Source organism: Streptomyces sp. NPDC096105, assembly GCF_044763335.1.
In the GTDB taxonomy this organism is placed as follows: Bacteria; Actinomycetota; Actinomycetes; order Streptomycetales; family Streptomycetaceae; genus Streptomyces.
This window is the reverse complement of sequence record NZ_JBIWGC010000001.1, coordinates 473,400-486,412: the sequence shown is the minus strand read 5'-3', so window position 1 is coordinate 486,412 and position 13,013 is coordinate 473,400. Positions and strand designations below refer to the sequence as shown.

The 13,013-nt window shown below is 75.0% G+C and carries 14 protein-coding genes and 1 tRNA gene; 6 read left to right on the top strand and 9 right to left on the bottom strand.

Annotated features, from left to right (window positions below; translation table 11 throughout):
• The first annotated feature begins 10 nt into the window (after nucleotides 1–10).
• Together ACIQ8B_RS02140 and ACIQ8B_RS02135 are read left to right on the top strand one after the other, a co-directional pair.
• Nucleotides 11–1,153: a sensor histidine kinase gene (locus ACIQ8B_RS02140; protein ID WP_403544596.1), complete on the top strand. Its 1,143-nt coding sequence runs from the start codon at nucleotides 11–13 to the stop codon at nucleotides 1,151–1,153.
• Nucleotides 1,144–1,791: a response regulator transcription factor gene (locus ACIQ8B_RS02135; RefSeq protein ID WP_290004572.1), complete on the top strand. Its 648-nt coding sequence runs from the start codon at nucleotides 1,144–1,146 to the stop codon at nucleotides 1,789–1,791. The genes ACIQ8B_RS02140 and ACIQ8B_RS02135 overlap by 10 nt, the downstream gene beginning before the upstream one ends.
• A gap of 24 nt (nucleotides 1,792–1,815) precedes the next feature.
• On the opposite strand, the gene ACIQ8B_RS02130 is transcribed toward ACIQ8B_RS02135, so the two are convergent.
• From ACIQ8B_RS02130 to ACIQ8B_RS02120, 3 genes are all read right to left on the bottom strand, one after another.
• A complete protein-coding gene (locus tag ACIQ8B_RS02130; RefSeq protein ID WP_039988362.1) occupies nucleotides 1,816–2,037 on the bottom strand; it encodes a zinc ribbon domain-containing protein in 222 nt (73 codons plus the stop codon).
• Between the two features lie 37 nt (nucleotides 2,038–2,074).
• Nucleotides 2,075–3,448 carry a hypothetical protein gene (locus ACIQ8B_RS02125; RefSeq protein WP_403544593.1) on the bottom strand — a complete coding sequence of 458 codons (1,374 nt, stop codon included), beginning with the start codon at nucleotides 3,446–3,448 and terminating at the stop codon, nucleotides 2,075–2,077.
• Nucleotides 3,449–3,576: 128 nt separating this feature from the next.
• Nucleotides 3,577–4,392 (bottom strand): DUF4097 family beta strand repeat-containing protein, encoded by an 816-nt coding sequence (locus ACIQ8B_RS02120; RefSeq protein WP_403544591.1) that lies wholly within the window; start codon nucleotides 4,390–4,392, stop codon nucleotides 3,577–3,579.
• 220 nt (nucleotides 4,393–4,612) lie between these two features.
• On the opposite strand from ACIQ8B_RS02120, the gene ACIQ8B_RS02115 reads away from it, so the two are divergent.
• A tRNA-Val gene (locus ACIQ8B_RS02115) sits at nucleotides 4,613–4,684 on the top strand.
• 71 nt (nucleotides 4,685–4,755) lie between these two features.
• Here ACIQ8B_RS02115 and ACIQ8B_RS02110 read toward each other — a convergent pair.
• A complete protein-coding gene (locus tag ACIQ8B_RS02110; RefSeq protein WP_106414414.1) occupies nucleotides 4,756–5,103 on the bottom strand; it encodes a hypothetical protein in 348 nt (115 codons plus the stop codon).
• 94 nt (nucleotides 5,104–5,197) lie between these two features.
• Between ACIQ8B_RS02110 and ACIQ8B_RS02105 the strand changes: the two genes are divergently transcribed.
• The gene (locus tag ACIQ8B_RS02105; RefSeq protein WP_403544589.1) at nucleotides 5,198–5,452 is read left to right on the top strand and encodes a DUF2277 domain-containing protein; all 255 of its coding nucleotides are present in this window, start codon (nucleotides 5,198–5,200) and stop codon (nucleotides 5,450–5,452) included.
• A gap of 24 nt (nucleotides 5,453–5,476) precedes the next feature.
• Here the strand turns inward: ACIQ8B_RS02105 and ACIQ8B_RS02100 are convergent, their stop codons facing one another.
• The 4 genes from ACIQ8B_RS02100 to ACIQ8B_RS02085 form a co-directional block, all read right to left on the bottom strand.
• Nucleotides 5,477–6,076, bottom strand: coding sequence for a DedA family protein (locus tag ACIQ8B_RS02100; RefSeq protein WP_403544587.1), 600 nt, complete (start codon nucleotides 6,074–6,076; stop codon nucleotides 5,477–5,479).
• Nucleotides 6,077–6,425: 349 nt separating this feature from the next.
• A complete protein-coding gene (locus ACIQ8B_RS02095) occupies nucleotides 6,426–6,878 on the bottom strand; it encodes a DoxX family protein (protein ID WP_403544585.1) in 453 nt (150 codons plus the stop codon).
• Between the two features lie 252 nt (nucleotides 6,879–7,130).
• Nucleotides 7,131–8,777 carry an alkaline phosphatase D family protein gene (locus ACIQ8B_RS02090; RefSeq protein WP_403544583.1) on the bottom strand — a complete coding sequence of 549 codons (1,647 nt, stop codon included), beginning with the start codon at nucleotides 8,775–8,777 and terminating at the stop codon, nucleotides 7,131–7,133.
• 90 nt (nucleotides 8,778–8,867) lie between these two features.
• Nucleotides 8,868–9,512, bottom strand: coding sequence for an HNH endonuclease family protein (locus ACIQ8B_RS02085; protein WP_106414419.1), 645 nt, complete (start codon nucleotides 9,510–9,512; stop codon nucleotides 8,868–8,870).
• A gap of 434 nt (nucleotides 9,513–9,946) precedes the next feature.
• Here ACIQ8B_RS02085 and ACIQ8B_RS02080 point away from each other — a divergent pair, with 434 nt between their 5' ends.
• Nucleotides 9,947–10,528, top strand: a complete 582-nt coding sequence (locus tag ACIQ8B_RS02080) for a TMEM165/GDT1 family protein (protein ID WP_106414420.1) — start codon at nucleotides 9,947–9,949, stop codon at nucleotides 10,526–10,528.
• A 204-nt stretch (nucleotides 10,529–10,732) separates the two neighbouring features.
• On the top strand, nucleotides 10,733–11,398 hold the full coding sequence (locus ACIQ8B_RS02075) for an HAD-IA family hydrolase (protein WP_403544581.1): 666 nt from the start codon (nucleotides 10,733–10,735) through the stop codon (nucleotides 11,396–11,398).
• Nucleotides 11,399–11,428: 30 nt separating this feature from the next.
• On the opposite strand, the gene ACIQ8B_RS02070 is transcribed toward ACIQ8B_RS02075, so the two are convergent.
• Nucleotides 11,429–12,946, bottom strand: coding sequence for a peptidoglycan-binding protein (locus ACIQ8B_RS02070; RefSeq protein WP_403544579.1), 1,518 nt, complete (start codon nucleotides 12,944–12,946; stop codon nucleotides 11,429–11,431).
• Nucleotides 12,947–13,013: the final 67 nt, after the last annotated feature.

The following is a 13,013-nucleotide window of genomic DNA, read 5'->3' as shown; positions in this document are numbered from 1 at the left end:
TCTCGCGATCATGCGAGTCATGGCGCGGCGTGTGGTGCGGTGCGCGGTGGGCCTGATGTGGGGGGCCGCCGCGGCCGTCCTCGAGCTGCTCGGCACGGTCCTGGCCGGCCTGCCCCTCCTGCTCGTCGTGGCCTGGCCGCGGGCCCGCCGCGCCGTGCTCCGCCCGGTCCTCGCGTGCGCGCGGAAAGTGACGGAGCTGGAGCGGGCCCGGCTGCGGGTCTGGCTCCGGGTCCACACCTCTCCCGTGTACGAGGACACGCGGGCGCTGCAGTATCTGGCCTGCCGCTGGGCCCTCGGCGTGCTGGGCGCGGTGGTGATGCTCTCGGCGGCGGTCGGCCTCGGCTACGGCACGTCCTGGATGTACCTGTGGCTGCTGGTCGACGACGTGCGGAACACCGGAGCGGTCGCCTCCACGTCCCTCGCCGGCCTCTTCCTGCTCTTCCTGACCGTGCAGGGGATACTCGCCGTGGCCGAGCTGGAGGGGAAGCTGGCCCGACGCATGCTCGGGCCGCGCCACCAGGAGGAGCTGGAGCGGCGCATCGCCGAGCTGTCCGCGAGCCGCGCGGCCGTGGTCGACGCGGTGAACGACGAGCGGCGCCGTATCGAGCGGGACCTGCACGACGGGGTGCAGCAGCGCCTGGTCGCGCTCGGCATGCTGCTGGGCCGCGCCCTGCGCAGCCAGGACCCTGAGCGCGCGGACCGGCTGCTGCGCCAGGCGCACGAGGAGAGCCGGCAGGCCCTGGACGACCTCCGGGAAGTGGCCTGGCGGATCTACCCCACCACCCTGGACGAGGCGGGACTGCGGGCGGCGCTGGAGACGGTCGCCGAGCGGGCGTCGGTCCCGGTGCGGGTGGAGTACGGGCTGAGCAGGGAGCCGGCGCGGGCGGTGGCGACCGTCGTCTACTTCGTGGTCTGCGAGGCCGTCACCAACGCGGTGAAGCACGCGGTGCCGAGCCGGATAGTCGTCGCGGTCGGATCGCAGGAGGGAGCGTTGCGGGTGAGTGTCGAGGACGACGGCCGGGGCGGGGCGAACGCGTCGGGCAGCGGCCTGTTCGGGCTGGCCCGGCGGGTGGCCGCGCTGGACGGGCGCCTGGAGGTGCGCAGTCCGCCGGGCGGGCCGACGCTGGTGACCGCGGAGCTGCCGTGCGCGTGATCCTGGCCGAGGACTCCACCCTGCTGCGGGAGGGCCTGGTGCGGCTGCTGGCGGAGGAGGGGCACGAGGTGCTCGCCGCCGTCGGCGACGCGGACCGGCTGCTGGAGGCGGTCGCCGCCACCCCGCCGGACGTGGTGGTCGCCGATGTGCGGATGCCGCCGACCCACACCGACGAGGGACTGCGCGCGGCCCTGGAGATCCGCCGCAGCCGCCCCGAGGTGGGGGTGCTGGTGCTCTCCCAGTACGTGGAGAAGCGGTACGCGACGGAGCTGATGACGGAAGAGTCGGAAGGGGTGGGCTATCTGCTCAAGGACCGGGTCGTCCAGGTCGACGAGTTCCTGGACGCGCTGGAGCGGGTGGCCGCCGGACGCGCCGCCTTCGACCCGGAGGTCGTCCGGCAGCTGCTCGGCCGCACCACCCACGCCGACCCGCTGGCCCGGCTCAGTGCGCGGGAGCGCGCGGTGCTGGCCGAGATGGCGCAGGGGCACACCAACGCGGCCATCGCACGACGGCTGCACATCTCGCAGAGCGCGGTGGAGAAGCACACCAACGCGATCTTCGACAAGCTCGAGCTGGCGGGCGGAGGGGAGGGCTACTCCCGCAGGGTGCTGGCGGTCCTCCGCTACCTGGGCAGCTGATCCGCCGGGCCCGGCGGCGCGGTGTCAGCCGCAGCAGCCTCCGCCGCAGCAGCCTCCGCCCCCGCCGCCCGCGCGGGGGGCCGGTGCCGCCGCGGAGGCGGTGCCGCCGACGGCGACCGTGGAGAGGAGCTTGACCGTGTCGTCGTGACCCGCCGGGCAGGCCGCGGGAGCGGAGGACTCCGCCATCGGACGGCTCAGTTCGAACGTGTCGCCGCAGGTGCGGCAGCGGAATTCGTAGCGAGGCATGGGCACAGGTTAACCGGACCGGTGAGGAGGGGGCCGGTCAGTTGGCGCCTGCGCCCCGCTCCTCCCGGATCTGGGCCACCACACGGCTCGCGGTCTCCCGGACCGCCTCGGTCTCGGTGAGGAACTGCCAGTAGTCGGGGTGGCGGCCCTCCAGCCCGGCGACGGCGCGTTCCAGCCGGGCCACGGCGTCGTCGAGCGGGCGGGCGTGGCGCGGGTCGGGGGTGTTGCGGCCGGCCATGGCGAGCCGCTGGGCGTCCCGGATGGCGAACCGGGTGCGTTCGATCTCCTGCTCGGGGTCCTTCTGCACGGCGTTCAGCCGGCGCAGGCGGTCCCCGGCGGCGGACACGGCCTCGTCGGTGGTGTTCAGCAGGGCCCGCGCGGTGGACAGCAGGGCGGTGGCGTCGGGCCAGCGCTGTTCCTCGCGGGCGGCCCGGGCCTCGGCGAGCCGGGCCTCCGCCTGCCGCACGGTGCGCTCGGCGATCCCGGGCACGCCCTGGAGGTCCTGCCAGCAGGCGACGGTGAAGCGCCGGCGCAGTTCGCTCAGCACGGGTTCGACCTGCTCGGAGCGGGTGGTGAGGGCCTGGGCGCGGGTGCGCAGGGAGACCAGACGGCGGTCGATCTCGGCGGCTCGCTCCGGCAGCCGCTCGGCCTCCACGCGGATCGCCTCGGCCTCGCGGGTGACGCGCGCGGCCCGGTCCAGGGTGGCGGGCACGCCGTGCTGCCCGGCGCCCTGGTTCAGCTTGGTCAGCTCGGGGGAGAGGGCGGCCAGCCGGGCGGCGAGGTCGTCGGCCTTCAGCCCGGAGCCGCGGATGGCGTCGAGGGCCTGGGAAGCGGCGAGCAGTGCCTGCCGGGCGCGTTCGACGGCGGGCGCGAGCCGGGCGAGCTGGGTCTCGGCCTTGCCGAGCAGCGGGCCGAGCCCGTCGGCGAACCGGTCCAGGTCCTGCTTGACCCGTCCCAGCTCGTCCTTGGCGGCGTCCAGGTCGGCGCGCGCCCGGGAGGCCGTCGAGGCGTCCAGGTCGTCGCGGTCGAGGTCGTGGGCGTCGACGGCGCTGATGTAGCGGTGGCTGGCCTCGTCGATGCGCCGGCCGAGCGCGGCGAAGTCGTCGACGGCCCGGCGCGCGGCGGGCGAGTCGTCGACGGCGGTGATCGTCTCGATGGAGATCCGCAGGTCGCGCTGGGCGGTGTCGAGTTCGTAGAAGGCGGCGGCCGCGGCGTCCTTGGCGGCCTGCGCCTCGGCGCGCTGGTTCTCCGCGCGCCCGCCGAACCAGCGCCGGGTGCCGCCCCCGGCGAACGCGGCGGGCAGCACCAGCGCCGCGACCAGCGGAAGGACCGCGAGGGCGAGCGCGTCACGCAGGGGTCCGGGGGTGCGGCGGGCACGCCGTCCCGCCGGTCCGGGAAGGGAGCGGCGCATGCGAGGCACGCGCGGCTCCGACGGCGAGTACGGCTGTGCTGGTGTCGCCGTCACATCCCTCTCCCGTACTGTCGTTCGCCCTGCCCGTTGTCATTCTCCCACCGGTACAGGACGAACACACGGGTCCGTCAGTTCACCGTACGCACGGTGAGTTCGCCGTCGCCGGTGCGGGCGGTCACCACATGGGCGCTGGAGTCGTCGCGCGGTACGGACACGTCCTCGGCCCCGTCGCCGGTCGAGGTGTCCACGCGGTAGGCGCCACGCGGCAGCTCGATGGTCGTCGAACCGTCGCCGCTGCGGGACTCCACCCGGTCGGGCAGGGCGGTGAGCACGAGGTGCACGGAGCCGTCGCCGCTGTGGGCGCGCACGGTGCGGGAGGAGACCTCGGCGCGCACCGGTCCGTCGCCGCTGCGCAGCTCCAGCGGGCCGCTGGTGTCCGTGACGCGGACCGGGCCGTCCTTGGTGCGGATGGTCAGCGCGTCGTGGAAGCCGCCGGCCCGGACGCTGCCGTCGTCGCTCTCGACGGTGACGCCGACGCCGCGCGGCACCTCGATGCGGTGCTTGGTGGAGCAGTCGGCGACGACGCCGGAGCACTTCTCGCGCAGCACCAGCCGGTCGCCGTCCATGGACCAGGTGACCTCCGGGTCGGAGCCGAGGGCGACGGTGCCCCGGAACCAGCGGGTGACCGCGATCTCGCCCGCCGGCTGCTTGTCGGAGGCGACGATCTCCAGGGCGGATTCGTCGGAGTCGATGGTCAGACTCGCCCCGGCCAGGTCGAAGGTGCGGTGGTCGGGCTCGTCGTCGTCGGCCGCCGACGCCCCGCAGGCGCTCAGCGCCGCGCCGAGCACCACGGCGGCCCCGGCGAGCGCGAGGCCACGCGCCCGTACGGTGCCGAGGACGCCGGAGGCGCGGGCGGACGCGGCGGTGCGGGCGGTGGCGGGCATGACGGGCTCCCCCTGGGCATACGGCTGACGGGCGAACGGCCGCGCGGTGCGGCGGCGTCGGACGTCCTCGACCGTACGGAGGCGGGGGCCGCGGGGGGATCCGGCCGACCGGCGGATCCGGGGTGGGGATATCCCCCCGGGCCGGGGCGTACGGGGTTTGCGGGACCGTGACCCCGGCCATGTAGGCTGTCCACTCGACCCGGGCGGCGAGCACGGGCGAGGGTGCGTAGCTCAGGGGTAGAGCGCCTGCCTTACAAGCAGGATGTCGGCGGTTCGAAACCGTCCGCGCCCACACATGACAGGGCCCCCGGAGCATCTCCGGGGGCCCTGTGCCGTCGGGGAGCCACGGCGACTCCCCGGGGGCTACGGCGACTGCCCCTCGTCCGGGCTCCCCTGGACGTGCTTCAGCGCGGAGCGGGCCTGCACGCGGTCGGTGCCGGTGACCTCGGACCAGTAGCGGTGGGTGCTGACGAACACCGCGAGCTCGTGTTCGCGGCGGCGGAGCTTCTCGACCTCGGCCTGCTCGTCCTCGGTCCAGCCGGGCGAGGCGGGGCGCTCGATCTTGCGCCAGCCGTGGTCGTCGCTGAACCCGTCGAGGGGTTCGACCGACCAGGGGAGCCGCTTCAGCAGGGCCGACAACTCGGCCCGGACCTGATGCAGTTCCTCCTGACCGGCGAGGAGGTCACTCGGAAAGTCATAGGTCGCAGCCACGGCCCAATGATACGCCTGTTCGAATATGGGTGGCGAGTTGTGCAAGGGTCTTCACTTCGTGGCCCCGGACGGCGGAAGGCGCGAGACTGGGGTCATGTGCCGGAGTATCAAGACCCTGCGTCCGCCCGTGCTCCCCGAGGAGGCCACGGAGGAGGACATCCGCGCCGCCGCCCTGCAGTACGTGCGGAAGGTGTCCGGCTTCCGGGCGCCGGCCGCCCACAACCGCGAGGTGTTCGACCGCGCGGTCGAGGCGATCGCCGAGGCCACGGCCGAACTGCTGGAGGACCTGGAGGTCCGGGGCGCCCCGGACCGCCGGGCGGCGAACCGAGCGGCGTCATCCGGTCGCTGAGCCGCCGTCACCCTGCCCCGGGGGCTACCGCGCCTCCGACGCCTGCGGCTTGCGCATCAGGTAGCCCGCGCCCGCGCCCGCCGCGAACAGGGCGCCCACGGACACCGCCGTGGCCAGCCAGGTGGCGCCGAGCCACTGGCCGCCCAAGTAGCCGAGGGCGACGCTGTAACCGGCCCAGGACAGGCCCGCCAGGGCGGACCAGGGCAGGAAGTCGCGGGCGCGGCGGCGGGCGGCGCCGGCGCCGAGCGAGACCACCGAGCGGCCGGCCGGCGCGAACCGCGCGAGGACGACGAGACCGCCGCCGCCCCGGGCCAGCGCCGCGCCGAGGCGTTCCTGCGCGCCCCGCAGCCGGCTGGAGCGGGCGAGGGCCCGGTCCAGCCGGGCGCCGCCGCGCCAGGCGAGGCGATAGGCGACCAGGTCGCCGAGGACGGAGGCGGTGGCGGCACAGAGCGTCAGCACCAGGATGTCGGGCACGTAGGCGGCGGTGCTCGCGGCCGCCGCGGTGGCCGCGGCGATCACCAGCACCCCGCTGGGCAGCACCGGAAGGAACACGTCGAGCAGGACCGACAGGGCCACCACCGCGTAGATCCACGGGCTGCCGACCAGTGACCCGACACTCTCCACTCGCACTCCCCGTACGCCCCCGTGGGCCCGTGCCTGCCGCGCTGTCGCGGCGGAGGCGGCAGGAGTGGCAGGAGAAGCCGATGACAGCCATACAGCGTACGCGCGGCAAGTGACGGAAAGGTCACGGGGGGTTCGCGCGCCCGCCGCCCGCAGTTCGCGCGCCCGCCGCCCACCGGCGTCCCGCGCCCGCGCGCCGAGGCGCCCGCACACAAGGCGTCCGCACACCAAGGCGCCCCCCGCGCGGTGTGCGGCGGGGGGCGTCCGGTGCGACTCGGTGGTCCCGTTGGGGAGGCGGGCGCCGTGGGGAGGCGTCGGCGGTCGTGCGGGTGGGTGAGGTGATGCGGTGCGGTCAGGCGGCCACAGGGGTCTGCTCCGCCGGCCGCCCGTCCCGCGCGGAGGCGCGCCGGACGAGCAGGCGGTCCAGGCCGAAGGCGCCGGACCCGGTGAAGATCAGCAGGAACATGGCCCAGCAGTACATGGCCGCGCCCTCGCCGTGGTTCTCGATCGGCCAGAGGGCCTCGGGCTGGTGCACCTTGAAGTACGCGTACGCCATCGCGCCGGACGATATGAAGGCGGCGGCCCGGGTGGCGAGGCCGAGCAGGACGAGCCCGCCGCCGACGAGTTCGATCACGGCGGCGTACCAGCCCGGCCAGGCGCCGGTCTCGACGGTGCCGCCGCCGCCGTCCATGCCGCCGAACAGGCCGAGCAGGGACACGGCGCCGTGGCAGGCGAAGAGCAGGCCGACGACCATGCGGAACAGGCCCAGGGCATAGGGCTGGGCGCTGGTGAGGCGTCCGTTCATGGGGGGTCTCCTTCGGTCAGGCCGGCCCCCGGACGAGGCCGGGTCCTGGGGCGGAACCGAGTCGGAATCCCACGTTAGGTGCACCTAAATCTTGCTTGCAAGTTCAACATCTGGCCACGGCTTCGGCCCCTTTTGCTCCCCTCCCGCACGCCCCCGTCGCACGTCACCACGCGCCCCGCCGCACCTCCTTGATCGGAGGGATGACCGGAACCGCCCCCCGTTGCACAGCGGACTCACAGGTGTCTGCGGGTCTCAGCGGCTCAACCGCCGTTCCGTCACGCGCCGCAGCCGCACCCCGGCCTCCTCCTGCTGGGCGTGCTCCAGCCGCAGCACCGCGGTACGCCCCCGGGTGGCCAGCGTCATGAGCTGGTTGCCGAACCACGGCCCGCCCGTCCTGCGCCAGTGGACCGGCGGCCGTCCCAGACCGCCGTGCCGCGCGAACACCCGTCCCAGCCCCCGGGCGGCGGCGCTCCAGCCGAAGCGGAAGCCCATCCGCATCGAGGCGGGGATGGAGTTGTGGACCGGGGAGCAGGTCAGCTGCACCACCCGTGCCCGCGGCTCCGCGCGCCCCGGCCACTGCGGCTCGGCGACATAGGCGTGGTGGACGTCCCCGGACAGCACGCACACCGTGGCGGGCGCGTCCGGGCCGCTGCCCGCGTCGGCGAGCAGCTCCGCCAGCTCGCCGAACGAGTCCGGGAACGCCGACCAGTGCTCCAGGTCCGCCGCGCGCCGCAGCTTCTCCCCGAGCCGCGCCCAGCGCGGGCCCTTGTCGCCCCGGCACAGCACGGAGCTCCACACCTCGACGTCGTGCACCAGGTGGGGGAGCAGCCAGGGCAGCGACGTGCCGACGAGCAGGTGGTCGTAGGAGCCGCGGCCGTCGAAGACCTGGGAGCGCAGCCAGTCGGCCTCGCCCGGGTCGAGCATCGAGCGCCGCCCCTCCTCGAGCACCCGGGCCGCGCGGCTGTCCACCATGACCAGCCGCACCCGGCCGAAGTCGCGCCGGTAGCTCCAGCGCACAGCCGTCGCGTCGGCCTCCGCCTCGGCGGCGAAGTCACGCAGCGCGGCGGTGCCGTCGGGACCCTCCCGTACGGCCGCGTGGACGGGGTCGGCGTCGGCGTCGGCGGGGGAGAGGTTGCCCAGGTGCTGGTACACCCAGTACGACATCAGTCCGCTGAGCACCCGCTCCCGCCACCACGACGTGGCGCGCATGTCCTCGACCCAGGAGGCGGAGGTGTTCCAGTCGTCGATCACGTCGTGGTCGTCGAAGATCATGCAGGTGGGGACGGTGGACAGCAGCCAGCGCACCTGCGGGTCGAGCCAGGACTCGTAGTAGAGGTGGGTGTACTCCTCGTAGTCCGCCACCTGGCTGCCGGGCGGCTCGCTCAGGTCGCGGCGCGCGGCGAGCCACTCCCTCGTGGCCTCGGAGGTCTCGTCGGCGTACACCTGGTCGCCGAGCAGCAGCAGGACGTCGGGCCGCTCGCCCTCGGGGTCGGCGGCGATGCGCTTGGCGAGGGCGTCCAGGGCGTCGGGCCCCACCGGGTCGGGCTCGCCGGTGGGCGGCGAGGCCCAGCGGCAGGAACCGAAGGAGATGCGCGCCCGGTCGTCGGAGGCGGGGGTGCGGATCACCGAGGGCGGGAGCGACGGGAACGGCTCCTGGGCGGAGGGCCACACGCGCTCGCCGTCGACGACGACCTCGTACGGGGTGGCCGTGCCCGGGGTGAGGCCGGTGACCCGGACCAGCGCGTAGTGGTGGCCGCACACCTGGAAGGTGCCGGAGGTCCCGCCCACGCCGTCCGGGCAGCGCACCTCGACGGTGCCCGGTCCGTCCGTCTCCGCCCAGACGGTCGCGGACGACCCGTCGACGTACCTCAGCAGCGGTCCGAGCCGCAGTCCGGCCATGATGACCCCTTCCTCCGTAGCCCCGTACGGTACGCAGCGACGGAGGCCACCGGGAAGATCGGCGCACCCGGCGGTTCGGACCGCGCTGCCTCAGCAGTTGTTGAGGTACCCCTGGAGGGCGGACTTCTCGGCCGAGTCGACGGCCAGGTCGTAGTGGTACTTCACCTGGACCCACGCACGGACGTACGTGCAGCGGTAGGCCGTGCGGGACGGCATCCAGGTGGCGGGGTCCTGGTCGCCCTTGGCCTGGTTGACGTTGTCGGTGACGGCGAGGAGCTGCGGGCGGGTCAGGTCGTTGGCGAAGGCCTGGCGCCGGGCGGTGGTCCAGGAGCCCGCGCCGGAGTCCCAGGCCTCGGCGAGCGGCACCAGGTGGTCGATGTCCACGTCGGAGGCGGCGGACCAGGTGGCGCCGTCGTACGGGGAGTACCAGCTGCCGCTGGTGGCGGCGCAGGCGGAGTCGGTGACGACGTTCGAGCCGTCGCGCTTGAGGACCGTCTCGCGGGTGTTGCAGCTGCCGCTGATCGTGACCCAGTGCGGGAACAGGTCGCGGTCGTAGCCGGTGCGGCTCTCGGTGCGCACGGGGAGGGTGGCGAGGTAGCCGCGCGCGGTGGCGGCGCTCACCGGGGTGGGGAGGGCGGCGGAGGCGGCCGGGGCGTTGAACAGCCCGGCGGAGGCTATGAGTCCGGTGAGCGCCGCGGCTATGCTGAGCCGTCGACGCGCGTAGAGCTTCGACATGCGAACTCCCTTGAGGGGTGCGGGCGTTGGCGTGCGTGCGGGGGAATGCTCGCGGCGCCGTGTTGCCGGGAGGCGAGGGTCCGGTAAGAAGCTAATGACGCGTTCATGACACGTCTATGGTTCGGTGTGAAGTTTCCGCGCACGGTGGTGCGCGCGGCCGGGCCCGGCGCCCGTCTCCCGGGTCCGGGCGGACCTCGCGTACGATGGACGGCGCAGAAGGGGAGTAGCCCTGTGCCGGACCGTCGACATACTGCTCAGCCCGCCTGAGCCGGCGCCCGGAGGCAGACCCGTGAGGGTCCTGCCGGCGAGACCTTCGGCAAGCAGTGCACGCCCGCGCCGTACGGCACGGGCGTCGAAGTGTGCTGCCGTGCCGAGGCGTCTTGCGCGCAAGCTCATCACTCTCGGCGGGGCGGCCCCGACCGATCGAGGAACCGTTGATCAGCCTGACCGTGACGGCCGTCGTCTTCGGCGTCGTCTTCCTGGCCGAACTGCCCGACAAGACCGCGCTCGCCGGCCTCGTCCTCGGCACCCGCTACCGCGCCTCCTACGTCTTCGCCGGCGTCGCCGCCGCCTTCGCGGTGCACGTCGCGCTGGCCGTGGCGGCGGGCAGTGTGCTGACCCTGCTGCCGCAGCAGCTCGTGCACGCGCTCACGGGTGTGCTCTTCCTCGCCGGCGCGGCGATGCTGCTGCTCAAGAAGGACGAGGGCGAGGAGGAGGTCCGCAAGCCGGAGGACCAGTCCTTCTGGAAGGTCGCCGGGGCAGGATTCATGCTCATCCTGGTCGCCGAGTTCGGCGACCTGACGCAGATCATGACGGCCAACCTCGCCGCCCGCTACGACGACCCGCTCTCCGTGGGCCTGGGGGCCGTGCTGGCGCTGTGGGCGGTGGCCGGCCTCGGCATCGTCGGCGGCAAGGCGCTGATGAAGCGGGTGCCGCTGAAGCTGATCACGCGGATCGCGGCGCTGCTCATGCTGGGCCTGGGCGTGTGGAGCCTGTGGGAGGCGGTCGCCGGGTGACCGGGGGCCGTCCCGTCGGTGAACACCCCGTGGGGGCGGTGGCGGAACGTGGGGTACGTTTTGTACCGTGGATGAACAAAGTGGCTCCCGCCCGTTTTCCCTGACCGGCGGGCGGGGCCGCTCTGTCCCGCACGGAATCCGTCCCCACGGTCCGCACGGGATCCGTGTCCCCACGGTCCCGTACTCCCCGCCTTGGAGCAGCCGATGACGGCCACCACCGCCGTACTCCCCGCCCGCGCCCTCCTGCTGGACATGGACGGCACCCTCGTCAACTCCGACGCCTCGGTCGAGCGCATCTGGCGCCGTTGGGCCGAGCGCCACGGGCTGGACGGCGACGAGGTCATGAAGGTGGTGCACGGCCGGCAGGGGTACGCCTCCATGGCCCTGCTGCTGCCGGACCGGCCGATGGAGCAGAACCACGCGGAGAACGCCCGGCTGCTCGCGGAGGAGACCGCGGACACCGAGGGCGTCGTCGCGATACCGGGCGCCCGCGCGTTCCTCGCCTCCCTCCACGGGCTGCCGCACGCGCTCGTCACGTCGGCGGACGTCGCCCTGTCCACGGCGCGGATGGCCGCCGCCGGGCTCGAACAGCCCGCGGTGCGGATCACCGCCGAGTCGGTCGGCGCGAGCAAGCCCGACCCGGAGGGCTTCCTGAAGGGCGCGGCGGAGCTGGGCGTCGACCCGGCCGACTGCGTCGTCTTCGAGGACTCCGGCGCGGGGATCGCCGCGGGGCGCGCCGCCGGGATGCGGGTGGTCGGCATCGGCCCGCGGGCCGGCTTCCACCAGCCGGACGTCGTCGTCCGGGACCTGACCCAGGTGCGGGTCGAGCGCACGCCGGAGGGGACGATCCGGCTGCACGTCTCCGCGTGAGGGGCGACCGGCTCCGGTGACGCGGTCCCGTCAGGGCGCCTGGGTCTCCGTCTCCAGGCGGCTGCGGGTCTGCGGGCCGTACACACCCAGTTCCTCGGTGATGCCGCGGGACCACTGGTAGTGGCGCACGCCTTCCTCCACCCGGTGGCTGTACCGGCCGTCGAGGTCGCCGTGGTACAGCCACAACTGGCGCAGACGCTGCTGGAGTTCGACGACCCCCGGTCCCCGGTCGCCGCGCCGCAGCACGGGGGCGGCGCCGGCCGGCTCCTCCGGCTCCGGGGCCGCCGCGGGCGCGGAGGACGCGGCGCCGGCCGACGGGGTCGCCGACGGCTCGGCGGACGCGGACGGGCTCGGCGCGGAACTGGACGCCGAGGGCGACGGGGACCCGGACGCGCTCGCACTCGCGCTCGCGGACGGGGAGCCCGAGACGGACGCGGACGCGGTGGGGGAGGCGGACGAGGCGTCGGGGGACGGCTCCGCCGAGGGGGCCGCGGACGACGCGTCCGGCACGCTCGCCCTGATGTCGTCCGGGGCGGCGGTGTTCCGCGACGGCGTGTCGTACGAGAACAGCCCGCTCGCCCAGCCCGCCGCGCCCAGGACGGCCACGACCGCGCCGGACGCCGCGATCAGCGCGCCGCGCCTGCGGCGGTCGCGCGGCGCGGTGGCGTCGGGCCGGGGGACGGCCGCTTCCGCGGGCACCGCCGCTTCCGCGGGCACCGCGCGGAGCGGACGCGTGGCGTCGTCGAAGAGGCCCAGATCGTCGGCGTTCGGCCGTGCGGTGCCGGGGGCGAGGGGCGTGGGCAGCACGGACGTGCGGTCGTCGGCGCCGGGGGCGACGGTCTTCCGCGCGGCCGTGGCGTCGTCGAGTCCGGGGGCGGCCGCCGGGGCGGGGGCGCCGGGCGCGGCTGCGGCGCCGGACTTCTCGGCGTCGGATTTCTCGGCGCCGGGCGCCGCGCCGGCGGGGCGGACGGCGCGCAGCGTCATGGTGGCGTCGGGGGCCTCCGGGCCGGCGGTTTCCGCCGGCGCCCGCCGTCCGCCGGGCGCGCCGGCGCCGGCCCGGTCGGCGGTGCCGGGTGCCGCGTCGGCGTGGCCGCCGGTGTGCGCGGCCCCCGTACGGGGCGTCCCCCCGGCGCCGGCGGCTCCCCCCGCTCCGGCTCCCCCCGCTTCGGACGCGGCCGCGGAGCCGGGCGCTGCCCTGCCGGTCCCCGCGACGTCGGGGCGTACGGCCTCCGGGGCCGTGGTGGCGTCGGGCGCTCCCGCACCCTCGCTCACGGGTGTCCGGGAAGCCTCGGGCGCCTCGGGGGCGGGCGGCGCGCCCGGTTCCGTCGCCTGGGGCGACCCGTCCGGCGTAGTGCTGCCCGGGCGGCCGTTCAGGTCGACGTAGGGGCGTATCCGCAGGGGGTCGAAGTCCTCCGCCGCGGCCGCCTCCGCCGTGCGGGCGTCGCGGAGGGCGTCGGAGGCGCGTCGGGTGCAGCCGCACGACGGAGTGTTGTCGGTGTTCCTGGGCGCACCGCATTCCGGGCACGGGTGCCCGTCCGGCTGGTCCACGTGTCGTCCCTCCCCTCGCGAACTCCAGAGATTATGCAGATCATCTTCACACTCGCATCCGCGCGCC

Excerpts from the sequence above, each read along its gene's own strand:
- ACIQ8B_RS02140 (WP_403544596.1), top strand. The coding sequence starts at position 11 with ATGCGAGTCATGGCGCGGCGTGTGGTGCGGTGCGCGGTGGGCCTGATG.
- ACIQ8B_RS02130 (WP_039988362.1), bottom strand. The coding sequence starts at position 2,037 with ATGCCTCGCTACGAATTCCGCTGCCGCACCTGCGGCGACACGTTCGAA.
- ACIQ8B_RS02125 (WP_403544593.1), bottom strand. The coding sequence starts at position 3,448 with ATGCGCCGCTCCCTTCCCGGACCGGCGGGACGGCGTGCCCGCCGCACC.
- ACIQ8B_RS02120 (WP_403544591.1), bottom strand. The coding sequence starts at position 4,392 with ATGCCCGCCACCGCCCGCACCGCCGCGTCCGCCCGCGCCTCCGGCGTC.
- ACIQ8B_RS02105 (WP_403544589.1), top strand. The coding sequence starts at position 5,198 with ATGTGCCGGAGTATCAAGACCCTGCGTCCGCCCGTGCTCCCCGAGGAG.
- ACIQ8B_RS02095 (WP_403544585.1), bottom strand. The coding sequence starts at position 6,878 with ATGAACGGACGCCTCACCAGCGCCCAGCCCTATGCCCTGGGCCTGTTC.
- ACIQ8B_RS02090 (WP_403544583.1), bottom strand. The coding sequence starts at position 8,777 with ATGGCCGGACTGCGGCTCGGACCGCTGCTGAGGTACGTCGACGGGTCG.
- ACIQ8B_RS02085 (WP_106414419.1), bottom strand. The coding sequence starts at position 9,512 with ATGTCGAAGCTCTACGCGCGTCGACGGCTCAGCATAGCCGCGGCGCTC.
- ACIQ8B_RS02075 (WP_403544581.1), top strand. The coding sequence starts at position 10,733 with ATGACGGCCACCACCGCCGTACTCCCCGCCCGCGCCCTCCTGCTGGAC.